We start from the raw sequence: 16,774 nt of genomic DNA, 5'->3' as shown, positions 1-16,774 counted from the left end.
TTTTTGTTATTTTATTGTATTTTGATCTATTCTTTATGCTCTTCTTAAGCTGTTACCGGGCTCACCCAAGTCCAGTTGGCCATTTTCTTTTGCATCTGCGAAAACACGTTCAATCGTTTCTTTTCGCTTGGCATAAATTTTTTTGATAACTTGTTTATGTCGAAGGTGATCTGCTTCTTCCACATACTTTTCCCATGCATGTCTTTGAATGAGTTTTTGGTAACTAAGTGATTTGGTGGAACAAGTTGATCTAAAGCAATCATTTCTACTTTGACCTCTTTGAATAGAAGAATGTTTTGGAAAGCATGATTTCACCTCTAAAAAATATCTATATTTTAAACCAGAGCAGTTAAAATTCTAGACTAACTTGATGAAACCAGGTTGATTGGAGCGGAAGGGGGGAGACTCCTAGGGGAGATGCGAGAAAGTCCGAGACCCTGCAGGAGCGTATGCAGTGACCCCCAAAAATTAAACACATTATTTTAACCTATGGTCTGAGTTCGATATTCTGTTGGACTCAGACCATTTAGTTTTGTTTTAATTCGTTTATGGTTGTAGTAATAAATATATTTTTCTAGTTCTTTTAAAAAATGCTCTTTATTTTTAAATTCCATGGAATAGAAAAACTCTGATTTTAGAATGCCAAAAAAATTCTCCATTACCGCATTGTCGTAACAGTTTCCTTTTCGCGACATACTTTGTGTGATTTTCCGTTCCTTTAAGGATTCACGATAAGACTTCATCTGATAATGCCATCCTTGATCCGAATGTAACAGGAGATTTGTATATTTCTTGGGCAAGCGCTTCATAGCCTTTTGTAACATTTCCGATACTAGCGAATAGGTCGGTCTAGATCCTGTGGTATACGTAATAATCTCTTGGTTAAATAAATCTAAAACAGGAGATAAATAGACCTTTTCGCCAAATAGCTTGAATTCGGTGATATCTGTTACCCATTTTTCATTCGGTTTTCTTGCAGTAAAGTCTCTTTTCAATAGATGGGGAGCAGTTTTTCCTACTACTCCTTTATAAGACTTATATTTTTTCAATCGAATCATACATTTTAAGCCTAGTATTTTCATGATTCTTTGCACTTTTTTGTGATTGATTTTATATCCCCTGTTCTTTAATTCACTCCAAACACGACGATATCCATAACGGCCTTTATTTTCAACAAAGATAGAGGTAATCTCCTTTTTCCAATTTTCATCGGGATCTGGCTGATTCATTAACTTAACTCCATAGTAATACGTACTGCGACGAATATTCGCTATTTTGCATAACTTATTCACCGGATATTCATGCCTTAGTTCATACACGACCTTTATTTTGTCTTGTTTGGTGACTTTTCCTTGTCTTGAACTAAGGCATTCAACTTTTTTAAATACGCATTTTCCATACGTAATCGTTCTAATTCTCCCTTTATTTCTTTGATTTCATCTTTCTCTGCTTGTCCTTTTTTCTCCATGGTAGATTTCTCCTCTTTCCTGGAAACAAAGGCTACTTCCCCTAGACGATTATACTTCTCCTCCCACCGTTGGATAGTATACGGGGAAGGTAAGTTAAAGTAAGTGGCAGTATTCAGATAAGATGCCCCTGTCTCTACACGATATTTTAGTACCTCCAGTTTAAAGGAGGGTTCATACACCGTGCAACTATTTCGGGGCATTAGTGCCTCTACTCCATGCATTTGATATAACTTCCACCACTTTATGACTGATTTTTTATCGATCCCGATACGATTAGCAACTTCAAGAAAGGAAAATTTGCCACTTTCATATAGTACAATAGCTGATATTTTTTCTTCTATAGTCCACCGTTTTCTTTTATCCATACAAAAGCCCCAATTCTTGTGGTGTCCAATAATTGGGGTGCAGTTCAGTATGCGACGAAGCGGCTCGGCGCTCGCCCCATGGAAAGCGAACCCCTGTAGCGGAAATCAACACCTTATTAAAAAAGGTCACAAAAAAGACCATAGGCAAAACCTCAAATTTCAAGGAGTTTGTCTACAGTCTGAAACAGTTTAAATAAAAAGAACAGAAAGGAATCATTATCCCTTTCTGTTCTGTGTATGATAAAGAGCGCTATTCGAATTTAAGAGGATCTCCATCAAAGGATTCGTCGCTCACTTTAATCGAATCTGTCGGACAACCTTCAAAAGCATCTAACATATCATCTAATAATACTTCAGGTACTTCCACTGTTCCTTGATTATCATCTAACATAACGAAAGCAATCCCTTCGTCATCGTAGTCATAAATATCAGGTGCCGCTGCTCCGCAAGCTCCACATGCAATACATGTGTCTTTATCAACAATTGTATATTTTGCCATGAGTAAAAAAACCTCCAGTGTTATTCATACGGAGTATATACATGACTAGCATACTCCTTACTATTATCTTATTGTAAGACTGAATCTTTAACTTTTCAATATAAAAGAAAGATAAAAAGTAGAAAGTAAGGACTACCTTCCTTAAAATAGTCAAAAACTCAAACGCTTTCCATTATATTTAAAGCCCTTTTTATTGAAAAATATGTGAAGGATATGTGATCAAAGTACACTAAAAAATAAAATTCATGGTAAAATATAAGAAATGTTACAAACAAATTTCAACAAAATTTGTCAAACTGAAGGAAGAGGAAAATATGTCCTTTATTAAAATAATCATTTTAAACTGTCTATATAAAATGAATGGAGAAAGAACTATTTACTCTATTCTTCATATATTAAATGGAAAAAAGTCATCACAAACCATCCAAGATATTCATATCTTTCAGCTGACCTCTTTATTTCAGGCATTCCCTTTATTAACAAGAGAGCAACTGGATCAAATAATTTATACCTTATATAAGGAAGAATGGCTAGAAAAAACAGGAGAAAATCATTATTTAGTTAAAAACGATAGAAAGCTAGAATTAGAAGTATTATTGAAGGATAATCCATTTCCAAAAGATTTAAAAGGCTGGAGATATCATTCATTAACTGGGCCATATTGGCAAAGACTTTCATTATTTGTACAAGTTACTTCTCACTTATCGAAAAAAAGTAATCATTATATGCCGATACAAAGAAACCCTGCAGCACAACTATGGTTGAAGAATACCTTACATACTATGTCGTCTATAGATAGAAGTGAAATGAATCGCTATCTCTATCAGGAAATAGTTGACTGTCTGGAAGAGAGTGAATTAGATCCGCTCATTCTTATTATCCGACTTACCGGAAGTGATAGAATAGGTCTAACTTCAGAGCAAGCAGCAATAGAATTGGAACTAGATCCATACTATTATCAGCTATCTTTCCTTGCTATTCTTCATTACATGATAGAGAAAATTCTATCTAATAAGGGGGAGTTTCCACTGTTAAGTCAAATGATTAAAGAAAGTAAGAAACCATTTACCCTGACAGAGTCAACGGCTAAAACATTTAATTTAATCCAAAAGGGGTTAAGTATCGAGCAAATTGTTCGTGTGAGAAATTTAAAACAAAGCACAATTGAAGATCATATTATTGAAATACTATTGAATGTGCCTAACTTTCCTATAGATAATTTAGTGAGCAGCGAGAATATATCAAAAATCAAAGCATGTATGGAAAAATCGCCTTCTAAATCTTTAAAGGTGATAAAGCAGCAGTTAGCAGATGTTTCTTACTTTGAGATACGTGCAGTGATGGCAGGATACGGTGATTTTTCATGAATTTAGAAGCAATCTTAAAAAACTACTATCAGTTAAGTGCCTTTCGAGGTGGGCAAAAAGAAACGATAGAATCCATTCTTAACAAGAGGCACACATTAGCGATGCTGCCAACGGGGACAGGAAAGTCTCTATGTTATCAATTAGCTGGCAGGCTTATGGAGGGAACAGTAATTATTATTTCTCCTCTCTTGTCACTAATGCAGGATCAAGTGGAGCAAATGAAAATGAAAGGGGAAAAAAGAGTCGTTGCTTTAAATTCCTTTTTGAACCCAGCAGAAAAGAATAAAGTATTACGGCAAATTCAGCAATATAAGTATATCTTTATATCCCCAGAAATGATTTCATTGCCACATATCATAGATCAGCTGCAAAAAATGAAAATTAGTCTATTCGTTATAGATGAAGCACATTGTATTTCCCAGTGGGGATACGATTTTCGACCGGATTATCAAAAATTAGGGGAGATTCGACAAAAAATAAATAATCCCTTAACATTAGCTCTAACAGCAACCGCAACAGAAGCGGTTCGTGAGGATATCATAAAGTCTTTACATTTAGAAATGGTTGAAGAAATCATTTATTCTGTCGATCGAGCAAATATTGCTATAAATCTAGAGGAAGTCTCACACGTTCAAGGAAAAATGGATAAGCTTTTAGAATATATTCAAAGGCTTGATGGACAAGGCATTGTGTATTTCTCTAGCAAAAAGCTAGCTGAACAAACAGTAGCGTTTTTGAAAGAAAAATCTTCCAAACGAATAATGGCATACCATGGCGGCATGACGCAAGAAGATCGTATTCTTGTTCAACAGCAATTCCTAGCAGGACAATTAGATGTTATATGTGCAACAAGTGCCTTTGGAATGGGAATAAATAAAGAGGATATTCGCTTTATTATTCACTATCACCTGCCCACACAATTAGAATCCTATCTTCAGGAAATAGGCAGAGCTGGTAGAGATGGCAAACCGAGTGTATCCATCATCTTGTATACTCCAGGAGATGAGTGGATTGCTTATCAGTTGATTGAATCGGAATTGGCGGACGAATTACAAATTAATAAATGGAAAGCACGCTTAAAAAATTTCCCTTCATTTGAAGCATGGCAGAAAAAAGAAGGCTATCAATTAGAAATGCTCTTTACCGAGACCCAATGGCGCGTGTTGGAGTCTTATATTGAACCGAATAATAAAACGGTCTCCGAGCTATTGCATTCTCTAGATTTATATAACAATTTTAGAGAAAATCGGGTAAATGAAAAAAGACGAAAAGTGCAAGATCTAATGGAATGGCTACATTCTATATCTTGCCGGAGAAGGTATATATTAGAGTATTTCGGAGAAAAGTACGAAAGCAAAGAAAATGAAAATTGCTGTGATAGATGCGGAATAGATTTATCTAATTTCTTTCATAAAAAAAGCATGGAGGATGACGAGGTACTAGTGGATTGGAAGAATCAGCTGGCATTTATTTTAAATATAGTAAAGTAGGATATATAAATGAATAAAGCAAAATATACGGCCATAATTAATCAATTGTCAGACCGAGACTTAATAAAAAATGTATATATAACACAGTTTCTTCTCCTTATCATCACTTTCATACTGTATATTTTTGTTTTTCAATCGAACCCTCCATTAACAACAGTATTTAAGTATGAACAGACAGATTTTATCATTGGTTTGATAGCAGGATTAGCAATAACAGGAATAGATATTTTCTTGATGATACGATTTTCTAAACATTACCACGATGATGGTGGTGTGAATAAGCGAGTCTTTGAAAATAGGAATCCTTTTCATATTGCATTCATCGCATTAATGGTAGCATTTTGCGAAGAAATACTATTTAGAGGAGTAATCCAAACGAATTTAGGGCTGCTGCTAAGCTGTCTCCTTTTTGCTATGATGCATTACCGCTATTTATTTAATCCTTTTTTATTTATGAATGTCATTTTGGTAAGTTTCGTTATCGGTGTCTTATTTGAAGTAACAGAAAATCTCTGGGTGACAGTGATTATGCATTTTCTTATTGATTTCTTACTCGCTTGTATTATTCGGTTCAAGTTATTTCAAACGAGTTGAGTACATCAAGGGGAATGTCATGGAATAACCGCTCCTTTGTTAGGGGATTTTGGGGAATTGTAAGGATGGGATGTTTATGAAGAAAGAGGATCCATATAGAGTTCAGGCACAATTACAAAAACAAAGATTAAAGAAAGTGACAAGTGAAGAAGAAGTACCAGTAACAGAGGAAAGACAAGACTCTTCCCTCCCATCAAGAAGTACTGTTCACAAGAATAAGAAGAAAAAATTAAAGATACCAATTATTAGCTTGTTAGCATTTTTATTTATTTTATTACCAGTAGCTGTATTATTAGTATTAAATGGGAAAGATATTTCCAATCTTTTATCAACCGAGAATACTTCAGGAGTATTTGAAAATGTAAATATTCAAAAAGGGTACTCACCTAATAATAAAACAACACCTGACGATAGTGACAATAATCAAGATGAACTCGTAATTGTAAGTAATTCAACAGTGAAAAAAGAAGAAGAAATTCCTGAAGATAATTTGAAAGAAAAAGCTGAAGAAAAGGCTGAAGAAAAAGAAAAGGAAGCAGAGAAACAAAAAGAACAAAAAGAACAAAAAGAACAAAATGAACAAAAGCAACATTCAGAGAAAAAGATAGATAAGGAGCAGAAGCAGAAGCAGAAGCAGAAGCAGAAGCAGAAGCAGAAGCAGAAGCAAAAAGAAAAAGAAGAGAATTCTAGTCAAACAAATCCTAATGAAAAAATTGTGTACCATACAGTAGCAAAGGGTGAAAATTTATATCGAATAGCTTTAAAATATTATCCAAATGGAGATGGTATGGGGAAAATTAAAGCAGCCAATAATATGACAACAGATCAGGTGCAATTAGGGCAAACGCTGAAAATTATCATTGAACCATAATAACTTATTCTAACTTGTCCTTCCTCCACATATAGTTAAGTAAAGATGTTGAAATTGTTGTTTATACATTACAACGCTATTGGTAAATCAGACTTAATGTGCTATATAAAGGAGGAAGTGACTTTGGAACGATCAATCTTCCCTGAAAGGTATGATTTGGATGGTACGACGAAAAAGGTTCTCATAAAAATCATTGAGAAAAAGAAAAAATATGATAAATTAAAAAATCGACATTTGCTTATTATGTGGTTTACTATCTTTGCCTCATTCTGTTATTTTATTTGGTTATATAAACACATAGCTATACCATATTCACATTCATTTGCAGTCATGTTTTCCGTATATGTAAAAGAGAGTGAAAATTTATATCTCTTATTTCTATTGATTGGTGCATTTGGGTATATGAATGTGTTGAGACAAAAAAGAGATAAAGCGGAAAAGGAATACCATGACTTACGCTGTGAATTTATTGACAAAAGCAAAGATTTATTCGGAAATAGTGAGACTTGGAACGTTCGGCATGAAATATATAATACAATCAAAGATTCATATGATATCAATTTATTCCATCAAGCAAAGTGACAATTAGTTAGGTGGAAGATTACATATCCTGTTACTTATTTAAATATCTGCTTTATATCTATAAGTAGTTAGGGTAAAAACAAAGCAGACTAAAATACACGTAGACTCGTATGGGAGCTTGCAAGAAAGTCACCCGCAGAAACGCAGAGATGAGGAGAATAGGTTCTCAGCCCATGCAGAGAGAAGGGTATTCAGTCTGCGAGTGATTATCGGAAAAGCTGAAACAATCATACGTAATATGGTTAGCATTTCTATATTAAGGTTGCGATTTCTCTTTGGATGGAAAACTTGGAACTCTGCACTGTATTTATATAAAACGAATACTAAAATATCTTTCGTTGGGCACGATCTTCTTTGATAATTTCTACTGCTTCTCTAAATCGTTGCGAGTGGACGATTTCTCTTTCTCTTAGAAAACGAAGGCTATCATTTAAATCTGGGTCATCACTCATATTAATAATCCATTGATAAGTAGCTCTTGCCTTTTCTTCCGCTGCTATATCTTCATACAGATCTGCGATTGGATCTCCTTTAGCTTGTATGTATGTTGCCGTCCAAGGATTTCCAGCAGCATCATGGTAGAATAAGGCGTGGTCGTGATTGACATAATGGTCACCAAGTCCAGCAGCTTTTAGCTGATCTGGAGTGGCATCTTTTGTCAATTTATAGATCATAGTCGCGATCATTTCTAAATGAGCAAATTCTTCTGTTCCTATATCTGTTAATAACCCAATAACCCGATCAGGTATGGAATACCGCTGATTTAAGTATCTTAATGCTGCTGCTAGTTCTCCGTCTGCTCCTCCATATTGCTCAATTAAAAATCTAGCAAGCATAGGATTACAAGTACTTACTTTAACGGGATACTGTAATTTTTTCTCGTATATCCACATATCTTTTCATTCTCCTTTATCGCAAAATTATTTAGAAACATATCTTCTTATACTTGCCAAGGCCAAGGAGCAGCATCCCAATCCCATGGGGAACCAGATGGGCTATTTCCAAATTGTAATAAGGGCCCAAAATTATTTTCATATATTTTTTTGAATTTTTCTCTTTCTTTTACATAATGGTTAAATTGATTTATGGCATCTTGATCATAATGATGAGTATCTAAATATAAAGTAAGTTCAACTAATACAAAGTCTACAGCTTGAAGCTGCTCTAATAATTGATAATATTCTGGTGGCAACTGCTTCATTGTCTTTTCACTCCCTTTTCGTTTTTTCATATGGACTGAAATATGGGTCATAGAATGCTTTCCATAATGTTCCTGCTTTTAATGCTTCCATTGGACTAAATTGGGGCAGATTTGGTGGCTGAAAACCTAAAAATAAATTAGGCGGTGTGGAAAAAACTTTTGTTTTTATGGGTGGGCAAGGATCAAATGGACTGATATAAGGCTGATATTCTCTGTAAAATGAAGACATAGATTTCCCTCCTTTTTTTAATTTACTTTACATCTTATGTTGAAAGATTTAGTTACATGCTTGCTTTTAATAAAGTAGCAAATTCGTTTTGGTTTAAGTATGAATAGCTGAAGGGAAGGAAAAAGAGAAGCAGAAATTCTTGAGTAAATTACTTATCATTAGGAGCTATATAGATGGGGAGTGAATAGAGAAAAATTTTCTTAAAAATGGTATTAAGTGTAAGAGGTGTATTAAAATATAAACATCATCCTTTGTAAGATGGGGAAGTTAGGGGGACTTTATGATATATGTACTAGTTGGATTTGTTTTACTTGTTTTGGCAGGGATTGCTTTAATTTTACATATGAGAAAAATTGCAAATGAAAATCATGTTAAATATGAGATGTTTTATTTTCCAAATTTCCCTGCTTCCTTCCGTGAAATCACCCTTTTCTTTATTTCAGATATCCATAGAAGATCAATTGATGATTCCGTTATTAATGAGGCGGTGGATGTAGCTGAGATAGTCATTATAGGCGGAGATCTTTTAGAGAAGGGAGTTAAGTTAGAGAAGACACGCGAAAATTTGCGGAAGTTAAAAAAAATCGGTCCTGTTTATTTTGTCTGGGGAAATAATGACTACGAGATAGACCGAGATGTTTTGGAGACTTTATTACTAGATGAAGATATTATTTTATTGAATAATAAAGCAATAACTTTTCAATCTGCAGATGGGGAAAGCTGGTCCTTGCTCGGTATTGAAGATTATTCATTAGAATATGATGATTTAGAAAAAGCGTTAGAGCAAGTGGGGAATAGTGATTTTAAAATATTAGTCAGTCACAATCCGAAAATAGTGGAAAAGATGGAAGAGAAGGAACAGATTTCCTTAGTGTTAAGTGGTCATACCCATGGTGGCCAAATTCGAATTTTGGGATTTGGTCCATACGAATTAGGAGGAACGAAAGTGGTTGGAAATACTACTATATTTGTCAGTAATGGATATGGCACGACAAGTATTCCATTAAGGCTCGGCGCACATCCAGAAACTCATATTATCAAGATTCAACATAAACAAATGGACAATTAAATTTAAAGCATTATTACGATTTGACCAATATTTCTTTTTTGAATCGGTTGGCTCTTATATATATCATCCTCCACTTTGTAATATTACTCACCGATTCCTGCTTTCATTCATAAACTAAATTAAGAGTTTTTTCAAGGAGCAGGCAGGAGGCGTAGTCATGCGTTTGGAGAGATTGAATAGTAACAGAATTAAAATCCATCTGACCACAGATGATTTGTATGAACGTGGATTGACCAAGGAAGATATATGGAAAGACTCGATAAAGTGGCAGTATTTTTTTCATGAAATGTTAGAAGAAGCAAATGACATATTTGATATGGAGATACACGGATCGGTAGCTGTTGAGATATTTTCCATGAAAGCCCAAGGAATGGTAATGATCTTAACAATAACTGAAACTGAATTGGATACGGAAGAATTATTATCAGAGGGCTTTTTAGAGATGCAAGTTACGGTAGAAGAAACAGTGGATATATTATATGAGTTTACAGATATAGAATATGTAATAGATGCGGTAAAACAGTTAGAGCAAAACAATTTTAAGGGTGGTTCTTTATATAATTTAAATGAAAGGTATTATTTATGCTTTGTCGATATTTCTTCATTTAAAGAAGAACAAATTATTGCTATTCTAAGTGAATTTGGAGAAGCGAGTTTAAAGAGTATATATATAATTGAAGAATATGGGAATGTCATCAAAAAAGATAATGCTATTGAAACATTAGTGCATTTTTTTTAACCAGCTATTTTTAAGATAGAACAATTCCAAATTTTGAAGTTAATCTCAGATAACGGGGATATAGGAACTTCGACGGGGTTTGGAATTATCTATCTTTTTTTGTGTGTTTAAAGGGGATTTTGTACATAAAAATTTCTAAGTTGATGATTGGTAAAACTTGTTGAAAGTGTTAAAATGAAATGGGGAAGATACATAATAGTATTTTACCACTAAATTTTTGTTTAGCCTCAGGGAAAAGCTGTATGGGAAAGTGTAGAAGAAAAGGAAATAATGATAATTAAATGAGGGTGAGGTAGGACAAAGAATCGTTTAATTGAATATACTGATACTAGCAATGAGGAAAAAACAGTTTATCACAGTAAAAAAAGAATATATTATGGAATGAAAGCCTTCTGAAGGAAGGGATTCGTTTAAATCTAAATAAGTAAATAAATGATCTTGCATAATGTAAGTAAAAGTGTATACTATGCTTTGAATTAGCAACTAATTTTGTATTTATGTTTTGCATTCTATTGAAGCTAAATAATTATTCTTATAAAGAAGAACTGCAGTGGATAACTACAAGTAGTTTTTTAGGAGGATTTATTAATGGTAGCCAACAAATCTAATGAGAAGAATCATGTAGAAGAGCAACACGATGTTTTGAAATCAACACAAACAGTAATTCATAAAGCTTTGAATAAACTTGGATATTCAGATGAAGTTTATGAATTATTAAAAGAGCCGATTCGAATGATGACAGTCAAAATACCAGTGCGAATGGATGATGGGACTGTAAAAATCTTCACAGGCTACCGCGCTCAACATAATGATGCCGTGGGACCAACAAAAGGGGGAATTCGTTTTCATCCTAATGTTACGGAAACAGAAGTGAAAGCACTCTCTATTTGGATGAGTTTAAAATGTGGAATCGTTGATCTTCCTTATGGTGGCGGAAAAGGAGGCATTATCTGTGATCCACGTGATATGTCTTTTCGTGAATTGGAAAGATTAAGCCGGGGCTATGTACGAGCAATCAGCCAAATTGTTGGACCAACTAAAGATATTCCAGCTCCAGATGTTTTTACAAATTCACAGATTATGGCATGGATGATGGACGAGTATAGCCGAATTGATGAATTTAACTCCCCTGGATTTATCACAGGCAAACCACTTGTATTAGGTGGTTCACAAGGAAGAGAAACTGCTACGGCTAAAGGTGTTACTATCTGTATACGCGAAGCAGCAAAAAGAAGAGGCATAGAGATAGAAGGAGCACGTGTCGTCGTCCAAGGTTTTGGGAATGCGGGCAGCTTTTTGGCTAAATTTATGCATGATGCTGGAGCGAAGGTCATTGGTATTTCGGATGCGTATGGTGCTTTACATGATCCAGAAGGATTAGATATTGACTACTTACTAGATAGACGAGATAGTTTTGGCACTGTTACAAACTTATTTAATAATACCATCTCAAATAAAGAACTATTGGAGTTGGAGTGCGATATTTTAGTGCCTGCTGCGATAGAAAATCAAATCACAGAACATAATGCAGATAATATTAAAGCAAGTATTGTGGTGGAAGCAGCGAACGGACCAACTACATTAGAAGCTACTCGCATTTTAACAGAAAGAGGAATTTTATTAGTTCCGGATGTTTTAGCTTCAGCTGGAGGAGTAACTGTTTCTTATTTTGAGTGGGTACAAAATAATCAAGGGTATTATTGGACAGAGGAAGAAGTGGAAGAAAGACTGGAAAAAGTAATGAGTAAGTCCTTTAAAAACATCTATGATACTGCCGAAATACGTCGAGTTGATATGAGGTTGGCAGCATATATGGTGGGGGTTAGAAAAATGGCGGAAGCATCTAGATTCCGCGGTTGGATATAAATTTGATTAAATCTATTGCTGATTTTACAAAAATCTCCTATCCTTATAGGTAGGGGATTTTTTATATTGGACCTTTTTAGAGGTACGCCTTTTCTGTTATGAATCATCTATTAGCTAAAATAAATGCATAATAGAAAAGAAAGGATTTTGTTAGAAGAGGCTAACCTTTTTGTAAAATGTTAGGAGTGACTATGTTGAAACGAGAAGAAGCAATTATCATTGGTGCTGGTCCCTGTGGTTTAGCAGCAGGGATCGCCTTAAAGGCAATAAATATAAATCCGTTAATCATTGAAAAAGGGAATGTTGTAAATGCCATACATGGTTATCCAACTCATCAAACCTTTTTCAGTACAAGTGAAAAACTGGAGATTGGGGATGTCGCCTTTTTAACAGAACAATATAAGCCCAATCGGAATCAAGCATTAGTTTATTATCGCGAAGTGGTAAAAAGAAAAGATCTTCGTATCCATGCGTATGAAGAAGTATTAGACGTCAATAGAACAGAGGGACAGGAGTTTCTTGTAAAAACAAAAAAAGAGGAGTATATCGCTCCTTACGTTATTGTTGCTACTGGTTATTACGATAATCCCAATTATATGAACGTTCCAGGCGAAGACATGGATAAAGTAATGCATTATTTTAAAGAGGCACACCCTTATTTCAATCATGATGTAGCGGTAATTGGCGGGAAAAATTCAAGTGTGGATGCTGCGATTGAGCTAGTCAAAGCTGGTGCAAGGGTAACCGTTTTGTATAGAGGGAACGAATATTCCACTAGTATCAAACCGTGGATTTTACCTGAATTCGAGTCTTTAGTCCGCAAAGGAATAATTAAAATGGAATTTCAGGCAAATGTTGTCGAAATAAAAGAGGGATCTCTTCTGTATGAAGTAAATGGAAATCTTCATGAAATAAAAAATGACTTTGTTTTTGCAATGACCGGATATCATCCTGATCATGCATTTTTGAAAAAAATGGGGATAGAAATTGAGAAAGAAACAGGAAGACCTGTATTTGATTCGGAAACCATGGAAACAAATGTGGAAGGAATATTTATTGCTGGGGTAATTGCTGCTGGAAATAATGCGAATGAAATCTTTATTGAAAATGGTAGATTTCATGGTGTGCAGATCGCAAAAGCCATACAAGAAAAAAATAAATGAGACCGTGCAACTCTTATATAAGGGAAAAGGGGAAATAAAATGTTGGCGATTTTTTCAGCCGGAATTGCACCAGGTTTAGCATTATTAAGCTATTTTTATTTAAAAGACCAATACGGTTCCGAGCCAATATCACTTGTCATGCGGTCTTTTATTACAGGGGCACTTCTTGTGTTTCCCATAATGTTTATCCAATATGTTTTTCAAGCAGAGCATGTCATTCCAGAGGGAATTTGGAGTTCCTTGCTTACTACGAGCTTACTGGAAGAATTTTTTAAATGGTTTATTGTTTTTTATACAGCGGTGAAGCATGCCGATTTCGATGAGCCTTATGACGGGATAGTCTATGGGGTTGCCGTGTCCTTAGGATTTGCTACTATGGAAAATATTTTGTATTTAGTGGCAAATGGACTGGAGTATGCAATCGGGAGAGCCTTGCTTCCTGTATCCAGTCATGCCCTTTTTGGGGTTATTATGGGTTATTATTTTGGAAAAGGTAAATTTATTGTGCCTAGAGGGAAATGGCTTGTCTATTCCTTGCTTGTTCCTTTTCTGCTTCACGCTATATACGATTATATTGTATCTCTAGAGAAAAATTGGCTGATCTTCATCACTCCTTTTATGTTTTATTTATGGTGGTTAGGCCTTAGAAAGGTGAAAAGTGCTAGAGAATTAAGCAGCGGACATATTCGAAGAATGACAGGGACATAATAGGAATAAGGTAAAGGGAATATTTACCACAATGAAAGGGGAATGGTTAAAATCCTCTTTGGAATAAGTATTTGAAGTATCTAGTATGTAAAAAAGTAGAGTGAAGTCATTCACTCTACTTTTTTTTTGTATAAAAATCCAATTGCTACAAAAAATACAGTTAATGTTAATAGTAATTAGTTATGGGGGTAATAAGCATGAATAAAAAGTTTTTACTCACAAAAATATCAATCATCCTTTTTGTTATGTCAGGACTACTAGTATTTCCTTATGCTGAACAAAAAGTACATGCTTTTTCCAATCAGGTTATTCAGCATGGAGCGGTAGGAGATGATGTTATTGAATTGCAATCAAGACTTCAATATGTAGGATATTATAATGGGAAGATTGATGGGGTATTTGGTTGGCAAACCTATTGGGCGTTAAGAAATTTTCAATATGAATATGGTTTGCCGATAGATGGATTAGCCGGTACGAAAACGAAGAATAAGTTAGCAAGTGCAACGAAATACAATGAGCAATTTGTCAAGGAACAGATAAATCGCGGGAAAAAGTTCTCCCATTATGGAGGAGTAGATTTAGAAAAGCAAAAAATGCCTTCTTCGAACAAAAACACTGCAAAAAAGCAAAACGAAACAGTACAAAAGAAAACAAATAATAACAGTCAAACAGCTAAACAAAATAATGCATCTAGCAACAACGATACAACTAATAAAAGTAGTAATCAAGGTACTACTAACAACAATAATGCGCCAAAGAATACTGCTAATACAAATGGCGGAGAAAATACAACTGGAAAAAAACCTACTGCAGCAAATGTTCCAAATGGTTTTTCGCAAAATGATATTCAAATAATGGCGAATGCTGTATATGGTGAAGCAAGAGGGGAGCCATATGTAGGACAAGTGGCTGTTGCAGCAGTAATTTTAAACAGAGTTAATAGTGCATCATTTCCCAATACTGTATCAGGGGTAATCTTTGAGCCGCGTGCATTTACAGCAGTTGCTGACGGACAGATATGGTTAACGCCTAATGAACAAGCAAAAGAGGCAGTTTTAGATGCAATAAATGGGTGGGATCCTACAGGACATGCGTTATATTACTTTAATCCAGATACAGCAACAAGTGGATGGATCTGGGGTCGACCACAAATTAAACAAATAGGTAAGCATATATTCTGTAAATAGTGGGGTGAGACAATGTTAAGAGGAATATTAATAGGAGTATTAACACTCGGAGTCGCAGGGGTGGCCTTTTGGGGCTATCAGGAACATAAAGAGAAAAATGCTGTATTATTAAACGCAGAGAATAACTACCAGAGAGCTTTTCATGATTTAACCTATCAAGTAGATTTGCTTCATGATCAAATTGGGACAACTTTAGCAATGAATTCACAACAATCTCTGTCTCCTGCATTGGCAGAAGTATGGCGAATTACTTCGGAAGCCCATTCCGATGTAGGTCAACTACCATTGACATTACTACCATTTAATAAAACAGAAGAGTTTCTAGCGAAAATCGGTGATTTTAGTTATCGGACAGCGGTAAGAGATTTAAATAAAGAACCTTTATCGGAAGAGGAATCAAAAACATTAACAAAGCTGTATAAAGATGCAGCAGACATTCAAGATGAATTACGAAACGTGCAGCACTTAGTACTGGAAAAAAATCTTCGCTGGATGGATGTTGAGATGGCATTAGCTACCGATAAACAATTAGATAATACCATTATTGACGGTTTAAAAACGGTTGAAGATAAAGTAGAAGGTTATCAGGAAACGAGCTTTGGTGTGACAAATGTAAACATGGAAAAGAAAGATGAAAACTTTAAAAATTTAAAAGGGAAGATAATTACAGAAAAAGAAGCAAAGGAAATCGCAAAAGAATTTGCAGATTTTAAAAATCCTGTTGATGTAAAAGTCACAGAAAGTGGCAAAGGATCAAACTACGGTTTTTATAGTGTTTCTCTTAAAGAAAAGGGAACAAATGTAGAAGCTAGTATGGATATCACGAAAAAAGGAGGATATCCAATATGGTCAATTGTCTCACGAGAAGTCAAGAAAGATAAAATAAGTCTAAATGAAGCAAGTAATCAAGCAGTTAAATTTTTAAAAGAACATAAATTTAAAAATCTAGCGTTATTCGAAAGTATGCAGTATGAGAATATTGGTGTGTTTAATTTTGTCACCGAAATAGATGGGGTGAAAATTTACCCAGATAGTGTCAAAATGAAAGTTGCCTTGGATAATGGAAATATCATTGGTTTTGCAGCAGAGGATTATTTAATAGCAAATAAAGAAAGAGAAATAAAAGATCCGGTTATTTCCAAACAAGATGCACGCAAGAAAATTAATAAACAAGTAAAAATAATGGATGATGGATTGGCAATCATCTTAAATGACTTGAATAAAGAAGTATTATGTTATGAATTTATCGGGACATTAGGTGAGGACACTTATCGAATTTATATAAATGCCGATAATGGAGTGGAAGAGAAGGTAGAGAAGTTAAAAAATGCTGAACCTGTATATGAAGAAGTTGTGTAATTAGAAAGTCGCTGCC

At 34.7% G+C, this 16,774-nt stretch carries 17 protein-coding genes and 1 pseudogene; 12 read left to right on the top strand and 6 right to left on the bottom strand.

What is annotated here, in order from left to right; all coding sequences use genetic code 11:
* Nucleotides 1-84 precede the first annotated feature (84 nt).
* The 3 genes and pseudogenes from NSQ89_RS11865 to NSQ89_RS11855 all read right to left on the bottom strand — a co-directional run.
* Nucleotides 85-255 (bottom strand): annotated as a pseudogene (locus tag NSQ89_RS11865) (transposase); the annotation flags it as partial.
* A 227-nt stretch (nt 256-482) separates the two neighbouring features.
* Nucleotides 483-1,834, bottom strand: a protein-coding gene (locus NSQ89_RS11860) for an IS3 family transposase (RefSeq protein ID WP_341132648.1) whose coding sequence is annotated in 2 segments (ribosomal slippage) — nt 483-1,384 and nt 1,384-1,834 — 1,353 coding nt in all. Because the reading frame shifts where the segments join, the coding sequence is not laid out codon by codon here.
* 250 nt (nt 1,835-2,084) lie between these two features.
* Nucleotides 2,085-2,333 (bottom strand): ferredoxin, encoded by a 249-nt coding sequence (locus NSQ89_RS11855; protein ID WP_047940337.1) that lies wholly within the window; start codon nt 2,331-2,333, stop codon nt 2,085-2,087.
* Between the two features lie 314 nt (nt 2,334-2,647).
* Between NSQ89_RS11855 and NSQ89_RS11850 the strand changes: the two genes are divergently transcribed.
* From NSQ89_RS11850 to NSQ89_RS11830, 5 genes are all read left to right on the top strand, one after another.
* Nucleotides 2,648-3,700, top strand: a complete 1,053-nt coding sequence (locus tag NSQ89_RS11850; RefSeq protein ID WP_061798295.1) for a helix-turn-helix domain-containing protein — start codon at nt 2,648-2,650, stop codon at nt 3,698-3,700.
* Nucleotides 3,697-5,190, top strand: a complete 1,494-nt coding sequence (locus tag NSQ89_RS11845; protein WP_047940339.1) for a RecQ family ATP-dependent DNA helicase — start codon at nt 3,697-3,699, stop codon at nt 5,188-5,190. Before NSQ89_RS11850 ends, NSQ89_RS11845 begins: the two co-directional genes overlap by 4 nt.
* Nucleotides 5,191-5,199: 9 nt before the next feature.
* A complete protein-coding gene (locus tag NSQ89_RS11840) occupies nt 5,200-5,784 on the top strand; it encodes a CPBP family intramembrane glutamic endopeptidase (RefSeq protein WP_341132647.1) in 585 nt (194 codons plus the stop codon).
* 76 nt (nt 5,785-5,860) lie between these two features.
* On the top strand, nt 5,861-6,655 hold the full coding sequence (locus tag NSQ89_RS11835) for a LysM peptidoglycan-binding domain-containing protein (RefSeq protein WP_341132646.1): 795 nt from the start codon (nt 5,861-5,863) through the stop codon (nt 6,653-6,655).
* Nucleotides 6,656-6,778: 123 nt separating this feature from the next.
* Nucleotides 6,779-7,237, top strand: coding sequence for a DUF2663 family protein (locus tag NSQ89_RS11830; RefSeq protein ID WP_047940341.1), 459 nt, complete (start codon nt 6,779-6,781; stop codon nt 7,235-7,237).
* A gap of 323 nt (nt 7,238-7,560) precedes the next feature.
* On the opposite strand, the gene NSQ89_RS11825 is transcribed toward NSQ89_RS11830, so the two are convergent.
* From NSQ89_RS11825 to NSQ89_RS11815, 3 genes are read right to left on the bottom strand one after another with little or no spacing between them, the layout of a single operon-like run.
* Nucleotides 7,561-8,130: a manganese catalase family protein gene (locus tag NSQ89_RS11825; protein WP_047940342.1), complete on the bottom strand. Its 570-nt coding sequence runs from the start codon at nt 8,128-8,130 to the stop codon at nt 7,561-7,563.
* 47 nt (nt 8,131-8,177) lie between these two features.
* Nucleotides 8,178-8,438: a spore coat protein CotJB gene (locus tag NSQ89_RS11820; protein WP_047940343.1), complete on the bottom strand. Its 261-nt coding sequence runs from the start codon at nt 8,436-8,438 to the stop codon at nt 8,178-8,180.
* Between the two features lie 7 nt (nt 8,439-8,445).
* Nucleotides 8,446-8,667, bottom strand: a complete 222-nt coding sequence (locus tag NSQ89_RS11815) for a spore coat associated protein CotJA (protein ID WP_047940344.1) — start codon at nt 8,665-8,667, stop codon at nt 8,446-8,448.
* Nucleotides 8,668-8,947: 280 nt separating this feature from the next.
* On the opposite strand from NSQ89_RS11815, the gene NSQ89_RS11810 reads away from it, so the two are divergent.
* The 7 genes from NSQ89_RS11810 to ypeB all read left to right on the top strand — a co-directional run bounded on the left by NSQ89_RS11810 (nt 8,948) and on the right by ypeB (nt 16,758).
* Nucleotides 8,948-9,736: a metallophosphoesterase gene (locus tag NSQ89_RS11810; protein ID WP_061796526.1), complete on the top strand. Its 789-nt coding sequence runs from the start codon at nt 8,948-8,950 to the stop codon at nt 9,734-9,736.
* Between the two features lie 157 nt (nt 9,737-9,893).
* Entirely contained in the window at nt 9,894-10,475 is a 582-nt protein-coding gene (locus NSQ89_RS11805; protein WP_047940346.1) for an adaptor protein MecA, read from the top strand.
* A gap of 588 nt (nt 10,476-11,063) precedes the next feature.
* Entirely contained in the window at nt 11,064-12,341 is a 1,278-nt protein-coding gene (locus NSQ89_RS11800; protein WP_047940347.1) for a Glu/Leu/Phe/Val family dehydrogenase, read from the top strand.
* A gap of 194 nt (nt 12,342-12,535) precedes the next feature.
* Nucleotides 12,536-13,504: a YpdA family putative bacillithiol disulfide reductase gene (locus NSQ89_RS11795; protein ID WP_047940348.1), complete on the top strand. Its 969-nt coding sequence runs from the start codon at nt 12,536-12,538 to the stop codon at nt 13,502-13,504.
* A gap of 39 nt (nt 13,505-13,543) precedes the next feature.
* Nucleotides 13,544-14,212: a glutamic-type intramembrane protease PrsW gene (prsW, locus tag NSQ89_RS11790; protein ID WP_047940349.1), complete on the top strand. Its 669-nt coding sequence runs from the start codon at nt 13,544-13,546 to the stop codon at nt 14,210-14,212.
* A gap of 197 nt (nt 14,213-14,409) precedes the next feature.
* Nucleotides 14,410-15,399 (top strand): spore cortex-lytic enzyme, encoded by a 990-nt coding sequence (sleB, locus tag NSQ89_RS11785; protein ID WP_061796524.1) that lies wholly within the window; start codon nt 14,410-14,412, stop codon nt 15,397-15,399.
* A gap of 12 nt (nt 15,400-15,411) precedes the next feature.
* Nucleotides 15,412-16,758: a germination protein YpeB gene (gene ypeB, locus NSQ89_RS11780; RefSeq protein WP_047940350.1), complete on the top strand. Its 1,347-nt coding sequence runs from the start codon at nt 15,412-15,414 to the stop codon at nt 16,756-16,758.
* Nucleotides 16,759-16,774 lie beyond the last annotated feature (16 nt).

Origin of the sequence: Niallia sp. FSL R7-0648 (assembly GCF_038007005.1) — a bacterium.
In the GTDB taxonomy this organism is placed as follows: Bacteria; Bacillota; Bacilli; order Bacillales; family Cytobacillaceae; genus Niallia; species Niallia circulans.
Note: the sequence above shows the minus strand (reverse complement) of the source record. Positions and strands in the feature narration are given on the sequence as shown.

What these genes read in the sequence shown, in the direction of transcription:
- NSQ89_RS11855 (WP_047940337.1), bottom strand. Translation starts at nt 2,333, where the DNA reads ATGGCAAAATATACAATTGTTGATAAAGACACATGTATTGCATGTGGA.
- NSQ89_RS11850 (WP_061798295.1), top strand. Translation starts at nt 2,648, where the DNA reads ATGTCCTTTATTAAAATAATCATTTTAAACTGTCTATATAAAATGAAT.
- NSQ89_RS11845 (WP_047940339.1), top strand. Translation starts at nt 3,697, where the DNA reads ATGAATTTAGAAGCAATCTTAAAAAACTACTATCAGTTAAGTGCCTTT.
- NSQ89_RS11840 (WP_341132647.1), top strand. Translation starts at nt 5,200, where the DNA reads ATGAATAAAGCAAAATATACGGCCATAATTAATCAATTGTCAGACCGA.
- NSQ89_RS11835 (WP_341132646.1), top strand. Translation starts at nt 5,861, where the DNA reads ATGAAGAAAGAGGATCCATATAGAGTTCAGGCACAATTACAAAAACAA.
- NSQ89_RS11825 (WP_047940342.1), bottom strand. Translation starts at nt 8,130, where the DNA reads ATGTGGATATACGAGAAAAAATTACAGTATCCCGTTAAAGTAAGTACT.
- NSQ89_RS11820 (WP_047940343.1), bottom strand. Translation starts at nt 8,438, where the DNA reads ATGAAGCAGTTGCCACCAGAATATTATCAATTATTAGAGCAGCTTCAA.
- NSQ89_RS11815 (WP_047940344.1), bottom strand. Translation starts at nt 8,667, where the DNA reads ATGTCTTCATTTTACAGAGAATATCAGCCTTATATCAGTCCATTTGAT.
- NSQ89_RS11810 (WP_061796526.1), top strand. Translation starts at nt 8,948, where the DNA reads ATGATATATGTACTAGTTGGATTTGTTTTACTTGTTTTGGCAGGGATT.
- NSQ89_RS11805 (WP_047940346.1), top strand. Translation starts at nt 9,894, where the DNA reads ATGCGTTTGGAGAGATTGAATAGTAACAGAATTAAAATCCATCTGACC.
- NSQ89_RS11800 (WP_047940347.1), top strand. Translation starts at nt 11,064, where the DNA reads ATGGTAGCCAACAAATCTAATGAGAAGAATCATGTAGAAGAGCAACAC.
- prsW (WP_047940349.1), top strand. Translation starts at nt 13,544, where the DNA reads ATGTTGGCGATTTTTTCAGCCGGAATTGCACCAGGTTTAGCATTATTA.
- sleB (WP_061796524.1), top strand. Translation starts at nt 14,410, where the DNA reads ATGAATAAAAAGTTTTTACTCACAAAAATATCAATCATCCTTTTTGTT.
- ypeB (WP_047940350.1), top strand. Translation starts at nt 15,412, where the DNA reads ATGTTAAGAGGAATATTAATAGGAGTATTAACACTCGGAGTCGCAGGG.